13 protein-coding genes are annotated in these 18,659 nt (G+C 62.1%); 10 read left to right on the top strand and 3 right to left on the bottom strand.

Going from position 1 to position 18,659, the window contains the following annotated elements; translation table 11 throughout:
• Positions 1–2 precede the first annotated feature (2 nt).
• The 8 genes from CLAC_RS06420 to CLAC_RS06455 all read left to right on the top strand — a co-directional run bounded on the left by CLAC_RS06420 (position 3) and on the right by CLAC_RS06455 (position 11,422).
• Entirely contained in the window at positions 3–2,768 is a 2,766-nt protein-coding gene (locus CLAC_RS06420) for a DEAD/DEAH box helicase (protein WP_053412196.1), read from the top strand.
• Between the two features lie 220 nt (positions 2,769–2,988).
• The gene (locus CLAC_RS06425) at positions 2,989–4,719 is read left to right on the top strand and encodes an AMP-binding protein (RefSeq protein ID WP_053412197.1); all 1,731 of its coding nucleotides are present in this window, start codon (positions 2,989–2,991) and stop codon (positions 4,717–4,719) included.
• A 38-nt stretch (positions 4,720–4,757) separates the two neighbouring features.
• Positions 4,758–6,557: a GMC family oxidoreductase gene (locus CLAC_RS06430; RefSeq protein ID WP_053412198.1), complete on the top strand. Its 1,800-nt coding sequence runs from the start codon at positions 4,758–4,760 to the stop codon at positions 6,555–6,557.
• Positions 6,558–6,560: 3 nt separating this feature from the next.
• Positions 6,561–7,715 (top strand): M24 family metallopeptidase, encoded by a 1,155-nt coding sequence (locus CLAC_RS06435; RefSeq protein ID WP_053412199.1) that lies wholly within the window; start codon positions 6,561–6,563, stop codon positions 7,713–7,715.
• 30 nt (positions 7,716–7,745) lie between these two features.
• Positions 7,746–8,510 (top strand): SDR family NAD(P)-dependent oxidoreductase, encoded by a 765-nt coding sequence (locus CLAC_RS06440; protein ID WP_053412200.1) that lies wholly within the window; start codon positions 7,746–7,748, stop codon positions 8,508–8,510.
• Positions 8,429–9,826, top strand: coding sequence for a precorrin-6Y C5,15-methyltransferase (decarboxylating) subunit CbiT (gene cbiT / locus CLAC_RS06445; RefSeq protein ID WP_245621818.1), 1,398 nt, complete (start codon positions 8,429–8,431; stop codon positions 9,824–9,826). The genes CLAC_RS06440 and cbiT overlap by 82 nt, the downstream gene beginning before the upstream one ends.
• Positions 9,827–9,920: 94 nt before the next feature.
• Entirely contained in the window at positions 9,921–10,694 is a 774-nt protein-coding gene (gene cobM, locus CLAC_RS06450) for a precorrin-4 C(11)-methyltransferase (protein WP_053412202.1), read from the top strand.
• Positions 10,682–11,422, top strand: a complete 741-nt coding sequence (locus CLAC_RS06455) for a cobalt-precorrin-6A reductase (RefSeq protein ID WP_053412203.1) — start codon at positions 10,682–10,684, stop codon at positions 11,420–11,422. The genes cobM and CLAC_RS06455 overlap by 13 nt, the downstream gene beginning before the upstream one ends.
• Positions 11,423–11,485: 63 nt before the next feature.
• Here the strand turns inward: CLAC_RS06455 and cobJ are convergent, their stop codons facing one another.
• Genes cobJ through CLAC_RS06470 form a run of 3 tightly spaced genes read right to left on the bottom strand, consistent with a single transcriptional unit; the run spans position 11,486 to position 14,961 of the window.
• Positions 11,486–13,108 carry a precorrin-3B C(17)-methyltransferase gene (gene cobJ, locus CLAC_RS06460; protein WP_245621819.1) on the bottom strand — a complete coding sequence of 541 codons (1,623 nt, stop codon included), beginning with the start codon at positions 13,106–13,108 and terminating at the stop codon, positions 11,486–11,488.
• Complete coding sequence (locus CLAC_RS06465) at positions 13,109–13,759, bottom strand: precorrin-8X methylmutase (RefSeq protein ID WP_053412204.1); 651 nt, start codon at positions 13,757–13,759, stop codon at positions 13,109–13,111.
• Positions 13,760–13,785: 26 nt separating this feature from the next.
• On the bottom strand, positions 13,786–14,961 hold the full coding sequence (locus tag CLAC_RS06470; RefSeq protein WP_053413319.1) for a precorrin-3B synthase: 1,176 nt from the start codon (positions 14,959–14,961) through the stop codon (positions 13,786–13,788).
• Positions 14,962–15,257: 296 nt separating this feature from the next.
• Between CLAC_RS06470 and CLAC_RS06475 the strand changes: the two genes are divergently transcribed.
• Both CLAC_RS06475 and CLAC_RS06480 read left to right on the top strand, forming a co-directional pair.
• Entirely contained in the window at positions 15,258–16,844 is a 1,587-nt protein-coding gene (locus tag CLAC_RS06475; protein ID WP_053412205.1) for a lipase family protein, read from the top strand.
• A gap of 442 nt (positions 16,845–17,286) precedes the next feature.
• Entirely contained in the window at positions 17,287–18,576 is a 1,290-nt protein-coding gene (locus tag CLAC_RS06480) for a lipase family protein (protein WP_245621820.1), read from the top strand.
• Positions 18,577–18,659 lie beyond the last annotated feature (83 nt).

Below are 18,659 nucleotides of genomic sequence, written 5' to 3' on the forward strand. Positions count from 1 at the left end.
GCATGACTCTTCTCGGCGATTTCGTCAGCCACCAGGATTTTGCCCTGGACGACTTTCAGCTCCGCGCCTGCCAGGCAATTGAGGCAGGGCGGGGCGTTGTCGTCTGTGCGCCCACGGGTGCAGGCAAGACAATTGTAGGAGAGTTCGCGATTCACGCTGCGCTGGCCGGCGGGGGAAAGTGCTTCTACACCACGCCGATTAAGGCGCTGAGTAATCAGAAGTATCACGACCTCGTAGCAGACTACGGCGCCGAGCGCGTCGGCCTTCTCACCGGCGATACCTCTATCAACGGCAACGCGGACATCGTGGTGATGACCACCGAGGTCCTGCGCAATATGATCTACGCGGACTCGCCGACGCTGCGCGAGCTCACCCACGTGGTCATGGATGAGATCCACTACTTGGCCGACCGCGAGCGCGGTGCCGTGTGGGAGGAGGTCATCCTGAACCTCGACCAGTCCGTCTCTGTGATTGGGCTGTCGGCGACCGTGTCGAATTCTGAGGAGTTCGGCCGCTGGCTCTCCACCGTCCGCGGCGATACCGAGGTTATTGTCACCGATCTGCGCCCGGTGCCGCTGCACCAGCACATGATGGTCGCTGGCCGCCTCTATCCGCTGTTTGAGCCGGAGTCTCACCAGGTCAACCGGGATCTGCTCGAGGCTTGCCGACGCGCCGAGCTCGGCTTCGGCGATGCCGGGTCCAAGGAGCGTTACCAGTACAAAAAGGGCCGCGGTCGCGGGGAGGCTGGGGCACGGCCTCAGAAGAAGTTCCGCCCTGCCCGGCGCGCCGACGTAATCCGGATGCTGGGTTCGCTGGACATGCTCCCGGCGATTGTGTTTATTTTCTCTCGCGCGGGCTGCGAGGGCGCGCTGGCGCAGGTGGGGGCGACCCGAGCGGAGCTGACCAGTCAGGAGGAGCAGCAGCGCATCGCGGAGATCATCGACGCGGGCGTGGCGCACATTCCCGAAGACGACCTGAAGGTTCTGGGTTTCCTGCGCTGGCGCCGTATCCTCATTCGCGGTTTTGCGGCGCACCACGCGGGCATGCTGCCTGCATTCCGTCACATTGTGGAGGAGCTTTTCAACGAGGGCCTGGTCAAGGTTGTGTTCGCCACTGAGACCTTGGCGCTCGGCATCAATATGCCTGCGCGCACGGTGGTGCTGGAAAAGTTGGTCAAGTACAACGGCGAGGCCCACGTCGACCTGACGCCGGGGCAGTACACCCAGATGACGGGTCGCGCTGGCCGCCGCGGTATCGATGTTGTCGGCAACGCGGTGGTGCAGTGGGCGCCGGCGATGGATCCGAAGGCGGTTGCTGGGCTGGCGTCGACCCGTACCTACCCGTTGATTTCGACTTTCGCTCCGAGCTACAACATGAGCGTCAACCTGCTGCAGACGCTTAGCTACGCGGACTCGAAGAATGTGATGGAGCGCTCGTTCGCCCAGTTCCAGGCCGACGGTGACATCGTGGGCGATGCCGCGGAGTTGGCAAAGGCGAAGCAGAAGGCCGAGGCCCTGCGAAACGAGCTGCTGGGGCGCGGGCGCGGCAGTGCAGACGCCAACGGGGCGCAGTCTGGCGGGGCGCAGTCCGAGTCGGACTCGGAGAAGTTGTCGCAGATGCTCGAATACCTCGACATCCGAAATAAGCTCTCGGCGGAGGAGAAAAATGCCAAGCGCCGCAATATCGAGGACCGCCATACCGAGACAGTTACTGTGCTGCGCAGGCTCCGCCGCGGCGAGGTCCTGCCGGTTCCCGTAGGCAAGAAGGTGCAGCTGGCGGTGGTGTACCGGGAGGATAACTCCCCGTCGAATCCGCGCCCGAGCGTGATTAGTGTCGGCGGTTACGTCGGCCGCATCGAGGCTGAAATCTTCCCGTCCGCGCCGGAGACCGTCGGCTCGATTAAACTGCCCCGCGATGCTAACCGTCACCCGAAGCGCGCGCTGGGGCTGGTCCGCGCCGAGATTGGGCGTAAGGGACTGAAAGGCCCCAAGCGTCTGCGCCGTCGTAGCGCGGGCAAGTCACCTGCGGTGAAGGCACTGCGCCAGCAGCTGCGCGCCCACCCGATGCACGGGGATCCGGCGGTGGAGTCCATGGCTCGGCACGCGGATACGCTCCGGCGGGCGGAGGCGGAGGTTGCGGCGCTGCAAAAGCGCGTGGACTCGGCCTCCGATACGCTGGCTCGAACCTTCGACAGGATGCTGCAGCTTCTCGCCGAGATGGACTACGTCGAGTGGGAGGATGGCCAGGACCCGACTATCACAGAGGAGGGCCAGCGCCTGGCGAGGATTCACAGCGGCTCCGACCTTCTCGCCGCGCAGTGCCTGCGCCGTGGAATCTGGGACGGGCTCGACCCAGCCGAGCTAGCCGGCGCGGTGTCCAGCTTGGTCTTTGAAAACCGCAAGTCAGTGAAGGGGAGCGACGAGGTGCCCACCCAGCCGCTTGCCGACGCCCTCGGCCACACATTCCGGATCTGGGAGGAGCTCTCGGCCGACGAGAGGCGTTACCGCCTTCCCGTGACCGAGCTACCGGATATTGCCTTTGCCACGGCCATTCATCAGTGGACCGCAGGTGCGCCGCTCGGATATTGCCTGCAGGCTGCGGCGGAGTCGGGCGCCGAGTTGACACCGGGCGATTTCGTGCGCTGGTGCCGGCAGGTCATCGACTTGCTCGAGCAGGTCAAGCAGACCGGATACTCGGACGAGATCAGGGCGTGTGCCGCAGAGTCCGTGCAGGCGATTCGCAGGGGCGTTGTAGCGCTTAGCAACTAACGTCCTTGATTAATACGGGTAGAAAAGCGGGGTAGCCGATTGGCCACTCCGCTTCTCGGCATGGCGCTAAACGCCGCATTTCGCAGCTATGTGAACACAAACACACCGTTATAACTTGTGTTGATATAAAAAGCGAGCTTAGTTTACTGTGAAAGAGTTTTAATTATATTTTCAACATTTATCCCTAATTAATAGTGTTTCCATTTGGAGTATTACGCTCATGCCTAAAGCTGCAAACCCACTCGATCCGCAGACCGGCCGCCGCAACCGCCTCGTCACACAGACGCTGGCCCAGGACGTAACCAATTTCCTACAGGCGTTCCGTCCTCTCCAAAAGTCCGGCATTTACCCGGACCGCCCATCCGGCCAAACACGGCCGATCATGCACTGCATTAAACGATGGGGAATGTCTCAAGCGATGACGGTCGAAATGAACTGCATTCGCACCCCGGATTCAATTGCCCTGGTCGATGATCTGGGCGAGCGCACATACAAGGAGCTGCGCGACGATGTCTGGGCCTTCGCGAAGGGGCTGCACAAGCGCGGTATCGGCCCAAAGGACACCATCGCCATCATGGCCCGCAACGGCCGCGGCATTATGTACCCGTTCATCGCATGCGGCTACCTGGGCGCCCGGATGATGATTATCAATCCGGCGTCCTCTGGCCGCCAGGTGACTTCCATGCTCTCCGAGTACGGTGCCGATGCGCTGGTGATGGATGACGAGTTCGCGGGTTCCTTCGAAATTCCCGACGGCATCGTGACCGTCATTGGCTACGGGGAGTCCGAGGGCTTCGAGACCATGCAGCAGCTCATCGACGAGGACGCTGACATCGCGATGCCCGAGAAGGCTCGGCCGCAGCCTATGGTTTTGATGTCCTCGGGCACGACTGGTCTGCCCAAGGGCGTCCAGGTTCGCACCCCGAAGACCCCGCGCATTCTGGGCGGAATTGTCGACCGCATCCCGTGGCGCCCGTTCACCACGGTCCAGCTCACCGCTTCCATGTTCCACGGCTGGGGCCTGATCAACGTCAACATAGCCCTGGGAACGCGCTCGACGATCATCGCCCACCGCATCTACGACCCGGTTCAGGCCGTCGACGATGCGCTTAAGTACAATGTCGACGGGATTGTGTCCTCCGGCGTATTCCTCAAGAGCTTCGTCGACGAGTTCGAAAAGCGCGGAAACGCCAAGCTGCCCAACCTGCGTTTTGTTGTCGCCGCCGGCAATATCCTGCCGCAGTACGTCTACGAGCGGATTACCGACAACTTCGGCGAGGTGATGTACAACTTCTACGGCACCTCTGAGAACAACCAGATCTCCATCGCAACGCCGTCCGACCTGCGCGCCAAGCCAGGAACCGTTGGTCGTCCAAACCTGGGCACGACCGTCAAGATTCTCAACGAGGACGGCAGCGAGGTACCCGTCGGCAAGCCCGGCCTGGTCCACTCAGCGTGCAGCCTGACCTTCCTCGGATACCTGAGCCCGAAGGACAAGGCCACCGTGCGCAGCAACACCCTGTCCACGGGCGACCTCGGCTACATCGACGAGGATGGGTTCCTCTTCGTCTACGGCCGCGCCGATGACATGGTCATCCGCGGCGGCGAGAACGTCTACCCGAAGGAAGCGGAGGACGTCATCGCCCGCATTCCGGGAGTCGACCAGGTTCACGTGCGTGGCGAGCAAAACGGAAAGGTCATCGCAGACGTTGACGCCTGGATTGTGCGCACCTCCGACGAGGCGGGAGCCCAGCTGACCGAGGACACCGTTAAAAAGACCGTCCTGGAGCTTCTGGCAGCCCACAACGTCCCGGACAACGTCTTCTTCGTCGACGAGTTGCCCTGGAATGACGCTGGCAAGGTTGTCCGCGCGAAGCTTCCGCACCCCAGCGAATTCGACAAGTCGGGCCCCGGCGCCAACCCCTCCGCCGGAATCGACGGCCAGAAATAGACACCTACCAGCACCGAGAGTTTACCCAGCCTAAGCCCATGTCTGTCATCAAAAGCCTAAAGAGCAAATCCAAAGCGGAGTCGGACGTTATCGTCATCGGCTCCGGTTTCGGCGGCGCTGTATCCGCACTGCGCCTGACCGAAAAGGGATACCGAGTCACCGTCCTAGAGGCGGGCCGCAGGGTCTCGGATTCCGATTTCCCCGACTCCAACTGGGATCTCAAGAAATACCTTTGGGCACCGAAGCTGGGCTTCTACGGCATCCAGCGCATCCACCCGCTTTCCGACGTGCTGGTTCTCGCCGGTGCGGGAGTCGGCGGCGGGTCGCTGAATTACGCATGCACGCTCTACCGTCCGTCGACGCCGTACTTCCAGCATGCGCAGTGGAAGTCGATCACGGACTGGGAAGCAGAATTGACCCCGTTCTACGACCAAGCTGAACGCATGATGGGCGTATCGCTGAACCCTTCGTTTACGCCGTCGGACCGCGTCGTGAAGCATGTTGCTGAGACCATGGGCAAGGGCGATACTTTCCGTCGCACCCCGGTCGGCGTCTTCTTCGGAGACCGCAAGGAGGGTTCGCCGTCGCCGAAGGGAACGCCGGAAGCGGTTGCGGACCCGTACTTCGGTGGAGTCGGCCCGGCGCGCGTGCCCTGCACCGAGTGCGGCGAGTGCATGACGGGCTGCCGGCACAACTCGAAGAACACGCTGGTCAAGAACTACCTCTACCTGGCGGAAAAAGCCGGCGCCAAAATCCAGCCGCTGACTACCGTGACGGGAATCGAGCAGGACGTCGACGGCACCTGGCTGGTGCACACGAAGCCTTCCGACGCTCTCGCACTGGAGGGCATCCTCAAGGCGAAGACCCTGCGCGCGGGCCACGTAATCCTGGCCGCCGGAGCATGGGGAACCCAGAACCTCCTGCACAAGGCGAACGAGGACGGCACCCTGCCGAACCTCAGCGCCCGGGTTGGACACCTGACCCGAACGAACTCCGAGGCCATTCTGGGCGCATCAACCAAGACCATCGACCCTGAGTCCGACTTTTCCAAGGGTGTGGCGATCACATCCTCGTTCTTCCCGGACGAGCAGACCCACATCGAGCCGTGCCGCTACGGCAAGGGTTCGAACGCCATGGCGCTGCTGCAGATGGTGCAGACCAATGGCGGTTCCAAGATTCCCCGCTTCGTACAGGCACTGTGGAAGATTGTCACGCACCCGAAGGAAGCCAAACGACTCTACGAACTGGAGGGATGGTCGCAGCGAACCATCATCCTGCTGGTCATGCAGGATGTCGATAATTCGCTGACTACCTTCATGCGCAAGGTCGGCCCGTTCCGCTGGCTGACATCGAAGCAGGGAACCGGCCTGCCGAACCCGAAGTGGATTCCGGCGGGCAACGTCTCGACGAACATCGCCGCCGAGAAGATGTCGCAGGGAAATGGCGGCCGCGCTATCGCCGGAGGCTCCATTAGCGAGCTGCTCAACAAACCGACGACAGCACACTTCATCGGTGGCGCTGTCATCAGCGAGAAGCCGTCGGAAGGCGTCATTGATCCCTACCAGCGAGTGTGGGGCCATCCGACCCTGTCGGTGCACGACGGCGCGGCCCTAGCGGCGAACCCGGGAGTCAATCCGGCGCTGTCGATTCTGGCGCTGGCCGAGCGCGCCTGTGCGCTGTGGCCGAATAAGGGCGAGGCCGATACCCGGCCCTCCCAGACCGAGCGTTACCGGGTCGTGTCCCCGGTCGAACCGAAGACTCCGGTGGTGCCCGCCACCGCTTCCGCCGCATACTCGATTGCTCCTACGCCGCTCGGGATGCCCCGAGTAAAGTCGTAGGGTATGAGCGACAACCTCTTTGCATCCGACGTCTACCAGCAGCGCCTGAACCGTACGTGCGCGCTCCTCGCCGAGCGCGGTTTGGGCGCTGCCATTTTCGGCACAGGAGCAGACCTTCAGTACCTCATCGGTTCTGAGGTCTCCTCGCACGAGCGCTTGACCGCATTAGTGGTCAATGCCTCGGGCAAGGTCACTTTGGTGCTCCCCGCCGTCGAGCGCGGCGACCTGGCTGCCTGCGCCATCGGGGAGCTCAACGCCGAGGTGGTCATGTGGGAAGACGGCGAGGATGCCCATGAGATTGTCGCAAAACTCGTCGCCGGGGCTGAGGTGCTCGGCATCGGCGCTTCACTCACCGCAGACCACCTAATCGCGCTGCAGGATCTCACCGGAGCCAAGACAGTACTGGCGAACACGGTGCTCAAGGAGCTATTCATGCGCAAGGATGCCGCGGAAGTCGAGCAACTGCGCCTGGCCGGTGCCGCCATTGACCGCGTCCACGATCGCGTCCCCGCGATGCTGCGCGCCGGGCGCACCGAGCGCGAGGTGGCCGACGAAATCTCGGCAGCCATTATCGACGAGGGGCATGTGGCCGTGGACTTCGTCATCGTCGGCTCCGCTGAAAACGGGGCGAACCCGCACCATGACTTCTCCGACCGTGTCATCGAGGACGGCGACATTGTGGTCGTGGACATCGGAGGCACGCTGCCTGTCGGGTATCACTCGGATTGCACCCGCACCTACGTCGTCGGTAAGCCGAGCGAGAAGGCGACTGCCGCCTGGGCGGCTCTGCGTAAGGCCCAGGAGGCCGCAGTCGCTGCGGTGCGCCCGGGTGTGACGGCCGCGGAAATCGACGGAATTGCGCGCCAACATCTCACCGATGCGGGGTACGGAGAGTGCTTCATCCACCGCACGGGCCATGGGATTGGGCTGTCTACACACGAGGAGCCATTCATCATGGCCGCAAATGACCTGCCTTTGGAGCCTGGGATGGCTTTTTCCGTTGAGCCCGGCGTGTACCTTCCGGGCGAGTTCGGTATGCGCTTAGAGGACATCATCGTCGTCACCGACGAGGGCGGAGAGTCCGTCAACCACGGCCCGCACGAGCTGATTCCGGCACAGTCTGGTTCAGCGCAGCCCGGCGCCACACAGGCCAGTTAGACAAGCGCTCACTACAGTCGAGGGGAAACTATGGGACACGTTCTGATTCTGGGTGCAACCAGCGAGATTGGCGGTGAAGTCGCAGCGCGCCTGGCCAATCACAACATCGTCACTCTGGCTGCGCGCCGCACGGACGCGCTCGATGGCATCGCCAGCCGGCTTATCGACGGCGGCGCCGTCGCGGTACACCGACTATTCTTCGAGGCCGACGACCTCGCCGCGCACCGCTCATTCGTCGAGAAGGCATGGGCAAACGGCCCCATCGACACGGTCGTCGTCGCTTTCGGAATCCTCGGCAACCAGGACGAATGCGAAGCCTCCGGAACGGCGGCGGCCGCCACGATCCACACCGACTTCACCGCGCAGGCATCGATCATCACCGAGATAGTCGCCCGCATGGAGGCGGGCATCGCCTCCGGTGACTTGAAACCGCGCGATGGAATCGCTGCGCGCATCATGGCGTTTTCGTCCATCGCCGGTGCCCGCGTGCGCCGCGCGAACTACGTCTACGGCTCGGCGAAGGCCGGTCTCGACGGATTCCTCCAGGGGCTCCAGGACAAGCTCCACGGCTCCCAGATTCAGTTGACCATCGTCCGGCCCGGGTTCGTCATCGGACGCATGACCGAAGGCATGAAGCCTGCTCCAATGTCGTCTCGCCCCGACGAAGTCGCCGAGGCCGCAGTTACCGCTCTCGACGGGCGTAAGGCGCACGTGTGGATTCCCCGCAAACTCGCGCTTTTGGCCTGGGCGACCTCCTTCACGCCTCGATGGATTTGGAGGAGGATGCCGCGGTGAGCAACCTCGACGGTGACTATTCCTCGCCCCCTTTTGCGCGCCTGCGCGTCGTGGGTATCGGCTGCGACGGAGTAGCAGGTTTAAGCCCCCGCGCAGTAAAGGTACTGCGTTCCGCCCGGAAGATTTTCGGCTCGCCGCGCCAGCTTTCCCTGCTTGACGACGGTGCCCTGATCCCCCCGGGTGCCCCGCCAGCACACCTGCCAACCCAGGACCAGGACGCACGGACCCCCGAGCTCACCGCGTGGCCGAAGAAGTTTTGGCAGGACTGGGTCCAAACTCTCTCCGCCGTCGATCCTGCGGTGGACGTCATCCTGGCCAGCGGCGATCCGATGTTCCACGGAATCGGGGCCTCGCTCGTCCGCGAGCTCGGCCGCGGCGCCGTGGAGGTCATCCCTGCGCCCTCGTCGGCGTCCTTGGCGTGCGCTCATTTGGGCTGGCCGCTCCATGAGACGCCGGTGGTGTCTTTGGTGACCGGACGCCCCGGCATGGAAGGTGCCGCCCGCGTCGTTCCGGTAGCGGATACGGGCAAACCGTTTTTGGTGCTGTGCCGAAGCGCAGCCTCGGTAAAGGACGTGTCCCACGTTCTCGCGGATCGCCCAGATACCAAGCTGACCGCTTTGACAAACCTCGGAGGCTCACACGCCACGGGGCTTCCGGAATCGGTCGTGCGGGGCAGCGTTGCCTCGCCGCCGGAGCCCGCCGGAGATTTGACTGTGCTGGCGGTGGAGCCGTCGGCAAGCATTCGGAGCGGACATGCCTTGCGCGGCTGGCTGAGCGATGATGACTTCGACAGCGACGGGCAGCTGACTAAGGCACCGATCCGGCAGATGACGGTCGCCGCGCTCGACCCGCGGCCCGGCGCGCTGCTGTGGGATATCGGGGGCGGCACGGGCTCGATCGCGATTGAGTGGGCACGACATGGCGGGATGTCCGAAGTATTCGAGCAAAAGGCCGAGCGCGTCGAGCGGATTCGTCACAATGCCCAGGCTCTGAGCGGCAACGTTGTGGTGTTCCAAGGCTCTGCTCCTAAGGTTCTGGAGGAAAGCTCTGCAACCCCGGAGGCAATCTTCATCGGAGGAGGGCTGACCGCCCAGGGCATGATTGACCGCTGCTGGAACGCTCTGGCGCCCGGCGGGCGAATCGTCGCCAACACGGTGACGCTGGAGTCCGAGGCCCTGCTGTGGGAAGCGCGCCGTCGCTTTGGCGGCACCGTCACGCGAATCAGTGTCGAGCGGGCGGGCGCGGTGGGACGTTTCACCGCATGGCGGCCCGCATTGCCAGTGGTGCAATGGGTTGCGGACAAGCCCGCCGAGTGATGGCGGAGGCAGGTTCGTAGAATCAACGTTTAGATAGCCACAACTTTTTCAACCGTAGTTTTCAAAAATCTTTTACAAGGACTAGTGAGCAGCTTTGACCGTTTACTTCATCGGCGCCGGCCCTGGCGCTGCCGACCTGCTGACGCTTCGCGCTGACCGGCTGATTCGTTCCTGCCCGGTGTGTCTCTACGCGGGCTCGATTGTGCCACCCGAGGTTTTGGACAACTGCCCGGAGGGCGCGGAGGTCATCAACACCGCTCGCATGCCGCTGGACACCATCGTCGAGAAGATTGCGAAGGCCCACGCGGAGGGCAAGGACGTCGCGCGCTTGCAGTCCGGCGATCCTTCCGTGTGGTCGGCCCTGGCTGAGCAGGTCCGCAGGCTCAGCCAGCGCGGCATCGATTACGAGATTGTCCCCGGCGTGGCGTCGTTTTCCGCAGCCGCGGCTGCGCTTGGCCATGAGCTGACGGTCCCCACTGTCGGCCAATCCGTGGTGCTCACCCGCATTTCGGGTCGCGCCTCCGCGATGCCGGAAGGGGAGACGCTGGAGAACTTCGGCCGCACTGGCGCGACCCTGTGCATTCACCTGGCCGCGCACGATATCGATCGCGTCGTCGCCGAGCTGACGCCATACTACGGCGAGCATGGGCCGGTGGCTGTGGTCGCGTTCGCCTCTCGCCCGGAGGAGGTCATCCTCCGCGGCACCTTGGCGGATATCGCAGACCAGGTCAAGCAGGCCGGTGTTACCCGCACTGCAGTCATTATCGTGGGCAAGGTCCTGACCGCCGAGGCGTTCCCGGATAGCTTCCTCTACAGCGATGACCGCCCCCGCGACGAACACGGACGGACGATTCCATGCGTGCACTAATCCTGGGAGGAACCGGCGAGGCCCGAGCCCTGGCAAAGAAGCTGGTAGACGCCGGATGGTTCGTCACCTCATCGCTGGCCGGGCGAGTCTCCGAGCCGAAGTTGCCGGTAGGCAGCGTGCGTATCGGCGGTTTTGGCGGCCCCGCCGGGCTCGCCAAGTGGCTGATTTCGGATGCCACCGAGGTCATCATTGATGCGACCCACCCATTCGCGGAGAAAATCAGCGAGTCAGCTGCCGAGGCAGCGCGTGCCACAGGCCTGCCGCTTATCGCGCTGCACCGGCCCGCGTGGGAGCAGCAGAAGGGCGACAATTGGATTGAGGTTGGCTCGATGGAGGAGGCGGTCCGCGTGGTCGCAGATAGGTTCTCCAGTCCGTTCCTCACCATCGGCCGGCAGCAGCTGGCCGCGTTCGCCGGAGACTCCAACGGGCGCTACCTCATCCGCTGTGTGGAAAAGCCGCCCCCTCCGCTGCCTAAAAACCGCAAGGTCGTGCTCAGCCGTGGGCCCTACGATGTTGCAGGCGAGCGCAAGATCATGCGCGACTACGCCGTTGACTGCGTCGTGACCAAGAACTCCGGCGGGGCGGCGACTTACGCCAAAATCGAGGCCGCCCGGGACCTGCGGAAGCCCGTCGTTATGGTGCAGCGCCCGAAACTCCCGGGCGCCGACATCGCTATCGTCGCGACAGATGTCGACGAGGCCTACAACGCGGTCATCCGACGCGGCTAGGTCGGAAGCGGGCCCAAAAGGGCGGGTGCCCGCCCCGACGATAGGGCGCTAGGCGCTAGGCCGCTAGGCCAGCAGCTCGCCCGTGCCGCTGGTTCCGCCCTCGCCGTAGTGCCGCGCGGTGTAGACGCGCGTCGTGCCCGCAGCCTTGTAGGCCACGGTAGATGTCGACCCCATAATGACCATTGTGCGCATATCCACGATGTCCGGGTCGAACTCCGCGAGCGTGGTTACCGTGACGCTTTCCTGATCGGATCCGACGGCGCGGGCGACAATTACCGGGGTCTTCGGGTCGCGGTACTCGAGCATCAGCGCGCGCAGCTCCCGAATCTGCCACCTGCGTGACCTCGATGCGGGGTTGTACACCGCGAACGCCATGTCGGCGCCCGCCACAGCCCGCAGCCTCTTCTCGACGACATCCCACGGCTTCAGCCGATCCGACAAACTCAGCATCGCAAAGTCGTGCCCCAGCGGGGCTCCCACCCGGCTGGCGACGGCCTGTGCCGCGGTCATGCCCGGCACAATGCGGACGGGAATGTCGCGCCACAGGGCATCGTCGGCCACTTCCAGAACCGCCGCCGCCATGGCGAATACTCCCGGGTCGCCCGAACTGACGACGGCTACACGGCCGCCCTTACGAGCGAGATCCAGCGCCATGGTGGCGCGCTCGGCCTCGACGCGGTTATCAGAAAGGTGGCGGCGCTGCCCAACGCGCTCCGGCACGCGGTTGACATAGGTGGAGTAGCCGACGATATCCGTGGCCTTCGCCAGCTCCTCGGAGACCTCCGGTGTCGTCCACCTCTCCGCGCCCGGCCCGAGACCGACTACGACGACCTCGCCGACTCGATTATCGGTAGCCTCCTGCTTTTCGGACGATTCGAAACACGTCGTCACCGCTGCGTCGGCCCCGTACGACAGGCTCGCTTTCGAGCCGTAAACAGCCGAGGAGACCACTGCCACGGCAAAGTAGGGAACCGAGTCCGGGTTGGCGTCGGCAAGCGGGTAGGAGCTGGAGCCCTCCATGGTGGCGCGCTCGACGACCCAAGCGCGGTCGAGCATGCCAGCCTCCTCCACCGCGGAGCGCACGGCCTCGACGTGACGCCCCAGCTTCATAAACACCGCGCAGTCGGTGGCGTGCAGAGCGGCCTTGATGCGCTCGGAATCCGCGGTGGCGGGGAGGACGGAGAGGATTTCGGTGGCCTCCGCCAGCGGCCGAGCGATTTCAGCGGCGGCTGCGTTGATGCTGGCCACTCCCGGAACAATGGTGGCGGGGAAGTGGCTGGCGAGCACGTGGTGCAGGTGCTGGTAGGAGCTGTAGAGCATGGGATCACCCAGCGAGAGCACTGCGACACTGCGCCCCTCGGAGAGATGCTCGGACAAGCGCGCGGTGGCCTCGGCGTAGAAGCGGGCGAGCTGATTGGCGTAGTTGGCGGGGTTGCCCACAGTCACGGGGTAGCGCAGCTGCTCCTCGATGGCCGGCTGCGGCCGCGATTCAATCAGACGTGCGGCGATCGCACGAGCTGTCGAGCGACCGTGCGTGCCGGAATGGTAGGCGATTACGTCGGCAGTACGAATGAGCTCGGCTCCCCGGAGGGTGATGAGTCCCTCGTCGCCCGGGCCAAGGCCCACCCCGTAAAGGTGACCGGGCTCGGCCGTGTAGTCCATCGACGGTTCATTTGCAACGGTCATTTACAAAATCTCCTGGGCAGTTGCGATGGCGTTAATGGCGGCACAGGTAATTGCGGAGCCACCGCGGCGTCCGGTAACGGTGATGTACTTCAACTCGGGATTCTCCGCACCCGATTCAATAGTCGCCTGCTTGCTCTCCGCCGCGCCGACGAAGCCGACCGGCATCGCAAGAATCGCAGCAGGCATGGGAAAATCGCCCTCATTGATGCGGTTGAGAAGGTGAAACAGAGCGGTGGGAGCATTGCCAATAGCGACGACCGCCCCCTCCAGACGGGACTTCCACAGCTCAACTGCAGCGGCGGTGCGGGTGGTGCCGAGCTTCCGCGCCAGCTCCGGAACCTGGGGATCGCGCAGCAGGCAGACGACATCGTTATCCGCGGGCAGGCGCTTGCGGGTAACACCGGAGGCAATCATGTTGACGTCGGTAAAAATTGGTGCGCCGGCCTGCAGTGCGCGCCGGGCGGACGCTACCGCGCCGGGGGAGAAGACAATATCCTTTGCCAGGTCCGTCTGCCCCGCGGCGTGAATCATCCGGACTGCGACCGTTTCCTCGTCGGAGTCGAATCGCCCCAGGTCACTTTCCGCCCGGATGATAGAAAAGGAGTTACGGTAGATGTCCGCACCGTCGGTGTTGTATTCGAAGCGCTTCATAGCACTCAAGAATAGTCGCCTGCGAACTAGTCGACTGACGTGACCTCGTACTCCCCGTCACCGGTAGCCAGGTAGTCGATATAGCCTCCTTTTGGCTTGCCACAGCGTCGCTCGCATCCGGAGAAATGGATGCGCCCCTCCGGCAGACGCCCCTGCGCAATCGCGTGAGACGCGTCCCCGCGGGTATCGGCGAGAGACTTCGGGCAACCGGGGCGGCCGGTGCACGCAGTTACTCGCAGCCAGGTGGATTTGCGATCGAAGATCAGGCCGTTAGGCGCCATGACCTTGACCACCTGCTCCGCCACCTCCTCTTCTAGGTCGTGGAGAATCAGCGAGTACCACGGCGTGATGTGCACAGGAACCTGGGTGTGCGCGATGGCGCGGGCCAGGCGAGCGGGAAGAACTCCGAAGCGAAGTCCCGCTGCGAGACTAACTCGCCCGTCCGGCTGATCAATCCAACCAATCTGTTTCGAAAGCCCGGCGGTCGCATCGAAAGATTCCGCGGGTGTGGGATCGGTCAGCTCGGCCCGGGAACCCAGCTCGTCTGCGACGGCGGCACGAAGCTTCTCAGCGGCCCCAGCTTCAGCGACGCGCCACGCGGTGTCGCGGGTCTGATTCCAGATGAGCGCGGTGGCGATTAACGCATCGACAACATCGCCGCGGGAGATAATCAGTCCGGAGGTTTCACCGCCGAGAATCAGCTCAAACTTATCCTCGTCGTGAGCGACAACGCCGAAGTCCGGGCGCTCGCCCAGGACGTCTCCGCGACCGTCGTCAAACGCGATGAGGGTACGCCCGGGAAGCGATGCCAAATCGGGCTGGACAATGAGCGCCGTGTCGAAAGCCGCGACCAGATCGTTGACATCGGCTTTACCGCCCACGCGGCCACTCAGCGGAGACTGGATGATGTTACGCACTCGGTCATGCGCCGGGGAGGGGACCAGCTTTCCCTCTTCGGCGGCGTCTGCGAAGGCTCCGACATGGTGGATTCCGCGGATTTGGACGTTTCCCCGCGATGTGAAGTGGATATCGCCATCACCGAAGTTCTCGGCAAGGTCGGCCAATACCGCAAATCCGGGGGCAGGCAAAAGGCCACCTGGGAAGCGAAGTCGGCCAATGGCACCATCAGCGGCAAGGTGGACCTTGCGAGTTCCGGGACAGCCGTCCTGTCGCGTCCGGGCTCCAGTTTCTGTTGCAGTCATATTTTCAAGAATACGCAAGTCAGTGACCTGTGACAGGAGCCGCCGAAGTGATTCTTCTCCCTATTGGCCGCCAGGTGTGGGCCAAATAGCCACCCCCATTAGAATTAAGGCAATTCGACCAAAAGGATAATACAGTGCAACCATCCTTATGGATGATTTTATAATAGCAAAAGAATGAAAAACTAAACGACAGATAATTCAATGTCTTAATTGTTTTAAATTCTCAATAAAACTCTGATATTTCTAATTCATCGCCATTCAAAGCGTTTAAGACCCAACGATAGGATCACGCCTTCATGACACGCAAACACCGCCACGTCCGCCGCGCAGTGGGCGCCACCTTGGCAGCGTTCACCACACTTTCCCTGTGCTCTGTCACGCCAGCCACCGCAGCGCCGGCCCTTCTGCCGGCAGCGACAAACGGAGTGCCAAACATTTCTTCGCTTCTAACCCCGCTGATTCCTAATAGCGGTGGGGAAGCCACAACGGCTCCGACGAATAACGAGGGATCTGCCCTCTCGCTTACGCCGAATATTCCGAAACTGCCCGGAATCGAGCTCCCAACCCCTGGGGCAAGCTCCCCGAAGGCCACAAAGAACGGTGGCAATTCAGATACCCCTGACGATGGCACACTGCAGAGGCTGCTTGACAAGTCTCCGCTACTAAAGGCCACCAACCGCCCGACACCCAACCCAATCGCCGGAACGCTGGTCTCCAAGGAGCCGACACAGCTGATTATCGACAATCAGGAATGGACATCGAAGGCGTACCGCATCAAGTACAACTCGACCGACTCCCTGTCACGACCGTCCGTCGATTCCGGTGTCTATGTGGAACCGATTGCCCCGTGGACTGGCGACGGCCCACGCCCGGTCATCGCCATCGCTCCGGGCACTCAGGGTGCCGGCCCACAGTGTGACCCCTCGACTTCAATGCACGTCGGGCCAAGCGTGTCGTTCGGACCTACCGATGTCGTCGCACCGTACGAAATTCCAGCCCTGATTGAGCACCTGCGTCGTGGTGCCGCAGTTGTGATGATTGACCATCACCGCAATCCCGAGGGACACCAGGAGTACGTGGATAACATCACCGCGGGACAAACAATGCTCGACGCAGCGAAGGTCGGCACTGAGATTTCCGGAAACAAAAACGCACCGGTTGGACTATACGGGTACTCTCAGGGCGGTTCCGCCGCTGCCGCAGCAGCCGAGAGGGCTTCCTTCTACGCCCCGGAACTCAACATCTCCGCAGCCGCCGCAGGAGGCGTCCCCTCAGACCTCGAAGTAGTACTCAATCAGGTTGACGGAACGTCGCTGACCGCGGTATCAGCGCTCGGACTGACATCTATTTTGGACAAGGATCCGGAACTGCGCGACTACCTTTACTCGCGGGAGATGACCCCACAGGCCGCTAAGGATATGGAGACCATTCACAACCTTTGTGCCGGAGGCGATATCTTCGGATTCGCCTACCGCAACACCACTGCATGGACAAAAGACGGCTCTAGCCTGGCTGACCTGATCAAGAAGTATCCGGCATTTGCTCAAGAGTTGGAGCGGCAGAAGATTGGGGAATTCACACCCCACATGCCAACGCTGCTATACAACGGCACCAACGATGACATCATTCCAGTCGAACAAGCTCGCACAGTCCGCGACAAGTGGCTCGCCCAGGGAGCCGATCTCAAATACTTCGAGGACCCGCTTCCGACCATCCCTGGAAGGACAGGAGCCAACCATATCGCCACACTGTTTGGAAATCTCCGCCCAGCCGCCGACTTCCTCTGGAAGCACCTTCCACGCCAAAAGAAGTTGCTACCCCTGCCGACAGTCGATTCCCCCAATACCTCAGACATTTCTTCATCAATGACCAGGCAGCGCTAGCGCCACATAAACAAAAACGCCCACTCGCATAGATGCCATGCGAGTGGGCGTTTTTGTTTTGAACTTACTAGCCGGGCAGCTGAAGTGAGCCGGATGAAAGTTTCTTTTCAAAACTTTTCTCAAAACACCTAATTTTTCATACAAAACTTTATATTCTCTCAAAGAAAAGTTTTTCGTCATCGAGGAGGTCCCAATGACCAGTCGTCGCAGTGGCGTGCACGCGCACTCCAAGCGCCATTTAGCTCAGCATTCGCCACGAAGGTCTCGTACTGCGCTAGCTACTGTAGGTCTATGCATTTTCTCTCTCGTCACGCCGGCGACTGTAGCAGTTCCCACAGCCGCTGCACAGCCACTGGGAGATTCGGAATGGCCTGGTCTGTCGCCACAAAGTATTACGACGGATAACGCCCCCAGGGTTAAAGAGATTCCCGGTTTTGGGCACGTGCCTAACGCCAATCTTCCATCGCTGATTGGGGGAAAGGCGCCTGAGTACAACTCAGGAGAGGGCAAACAATTAACCACTGAACAAGCCCGCATTGCGGCTGCCTCCCCGCTAAATTCTCTCCCACTGTCGCCTGCGCGCGCATCGGGGGCGGGATCGCTGGTCGACAGCGAGGAAGCGCAGCTGATGGTGGATCACAAGCTGTGGAACGCCGACGCGCACCGCTACCATTACAACTCCACGGATTCGATGGGCAACGCTAGCGTGGATTCCGCGATTGTCGTGGTCCCAAAAACTCCATGGCAGGGAGAGGGGCCAAGGCCTGTTGTGGCCATCGCTCCAGGCACCCAGGGCTCTGACCCTAGCTGCGACCCGTCGGTGTCCATGCAAACTGGCCCCAAGGTTCGCATTGGGCCCCTGGATATCGTCGCCCCTTATGAGGCGATCCCACTGGTGGCGCACCTCAAACGCGGTGCCGCCGTTGTCATGATCGATCACCACCGTAACGCTCAGGGCAATCAGGAATACGTGGACAACATCTCATCCGCGCAGTCCCTTCTTGATGCGACCGTTGCAGCACGTCAGCTCGGTGTCGCCCACGATGCACCGGTGGGTATTTACGGCTATTCCCAGGGAGGATCAGCCGCAGCTGCCGCAGCAGAGCGCGCTGGAAGTTACGCTCCGGAACTCGATATCCGTGCGACCTCCGCAGGAGGACCGCCGTCTAATCTCACGGACGTTTTAGATACCATCAATGGAACCAAGCTGACTGCGGCGATTGCTCTGGCCGTCAACTCAGTCCTGGATAAAGACCTGGAACTAAAGCGCGTCATCGAGGAAGAAATGAGCGAGGACGGCCGTAACCTTCTCGACACAGTGGGGCAATATTGCGTGGTGGGGCTGACTCTCCACCACGGTCTCGAGACTACGGACCAGTACACCGCTGACAAGGTAAAGCTGGCAACTATCATTGACCGTTTCGAGCCAATCAAGAAGGAGCTCGAAAGACAGCGCGTCGGCAATTTCGTTCCGTCTGCTCCTGTTTTCCTGTACTCGGGCGCTAACGACGACACCATTCCAATCGAGCAAGTACGACAGTTGCGCGATGCCTGGACAAACCTTGGTTTCACCGAATTGACCTACCTCGAGGATGAGACTCCCTCAATCATTAAGAAGAGCGGAGCAAACCATGTGCTCGGCATGCTAAACAATCTGGAAAAAGCCACCGATTTTATCTGGGAGCATTTCCCAGAGCAGCCGAGCGGTACAGTCCCGGGCCTGGGCGACTAAAGTATGTGTTTAGCAATCTGAACACCAGCCGAATTCGTTTCGCGGATAGCACACGAATGGCATGCGAGAAGCAGGTGAAAGCC

The organism is Corynebacterium lactis RW2-5 (assembly GCF_001274895.1).
Lineage (GTDB): Bacteria > Actinomycetota > Actinomycetes > Mycobacteriales > Mycobacteriaceae > Corynebacterium > Corynebacterium lactis.

Bases quoted from the DNA above. Each gene is read 5' to 3' on its own strand.
- CLAC_RS06420 (WP_053412196.1), top strand. From the start codon at position 3: ATGACTCTTCTCGGCGATTTCGTCAGCCACCAGGATTTTGCCCTGGAC.
- CLAC_RS06425 (WP_053412197.1), top strand. From the start codon at position 2,989: ATGCCTAAAGCTGCAAACCCACTCGATCCGCAGACCGGCCGCCGCAAC.
- CLAC_RS06430 (WP_053412198.1), top strand. From the start codon at position 4,758: ATGTCTGTCATCAAAAGCCTAAAGAGCAAATCCAAAGCGGAGTCGGAC.
- CLAC_RS06435 (WP_053412199.1), top strand. From the start codon at position 6,561: ATGAGCGACAACCTCTTTGCATCCGACGTCTACCAGCAGCGCCTGAAC.
- CLAC_RS06440 (WP_053412200.1), top strand. From the start codon at position 7,746: ATGGGACACGTTCTGATTCTGGGTGCAACCAGCGAGATTGGCGGTGAA.
- CLAC_RS06455 (WP_053412203.1), top strand. From the start codon at position 10,682: ATGCGTGCACTAATCCTGGGAGGAACCGGCGAGGCCCGAGCCCTGGCA.
- cobJ (WP_245621819.1), bottom strand. From the start codon at position 13,108: ATGACCGTTGCAAATGAACCGTCGATGGACTACACGGCCGAGCCCGGT.
- CLAC_RS06465 (WP_053412204.1), bottom strand. From the start codon at position 13,759: ATGAAGCGCTTCGAATACAACACCGACGGTGCGGACATCTACCGTAAC.
- CLAC_RS06470 (WP_053413319.1), bottom strand. From the start codon at position 14,961: ATGACTGCAACAGAAACTGGAGCCCGGACGCGACAGGACGGCTGTCCC.
- CLAC_RS06475 (WP_053412205.1), top strand. From the start codon at position 15,258: ATGACACGCAAACACCGCCACGTCCGCCGCGCAGTGGGCGCCACCTTG.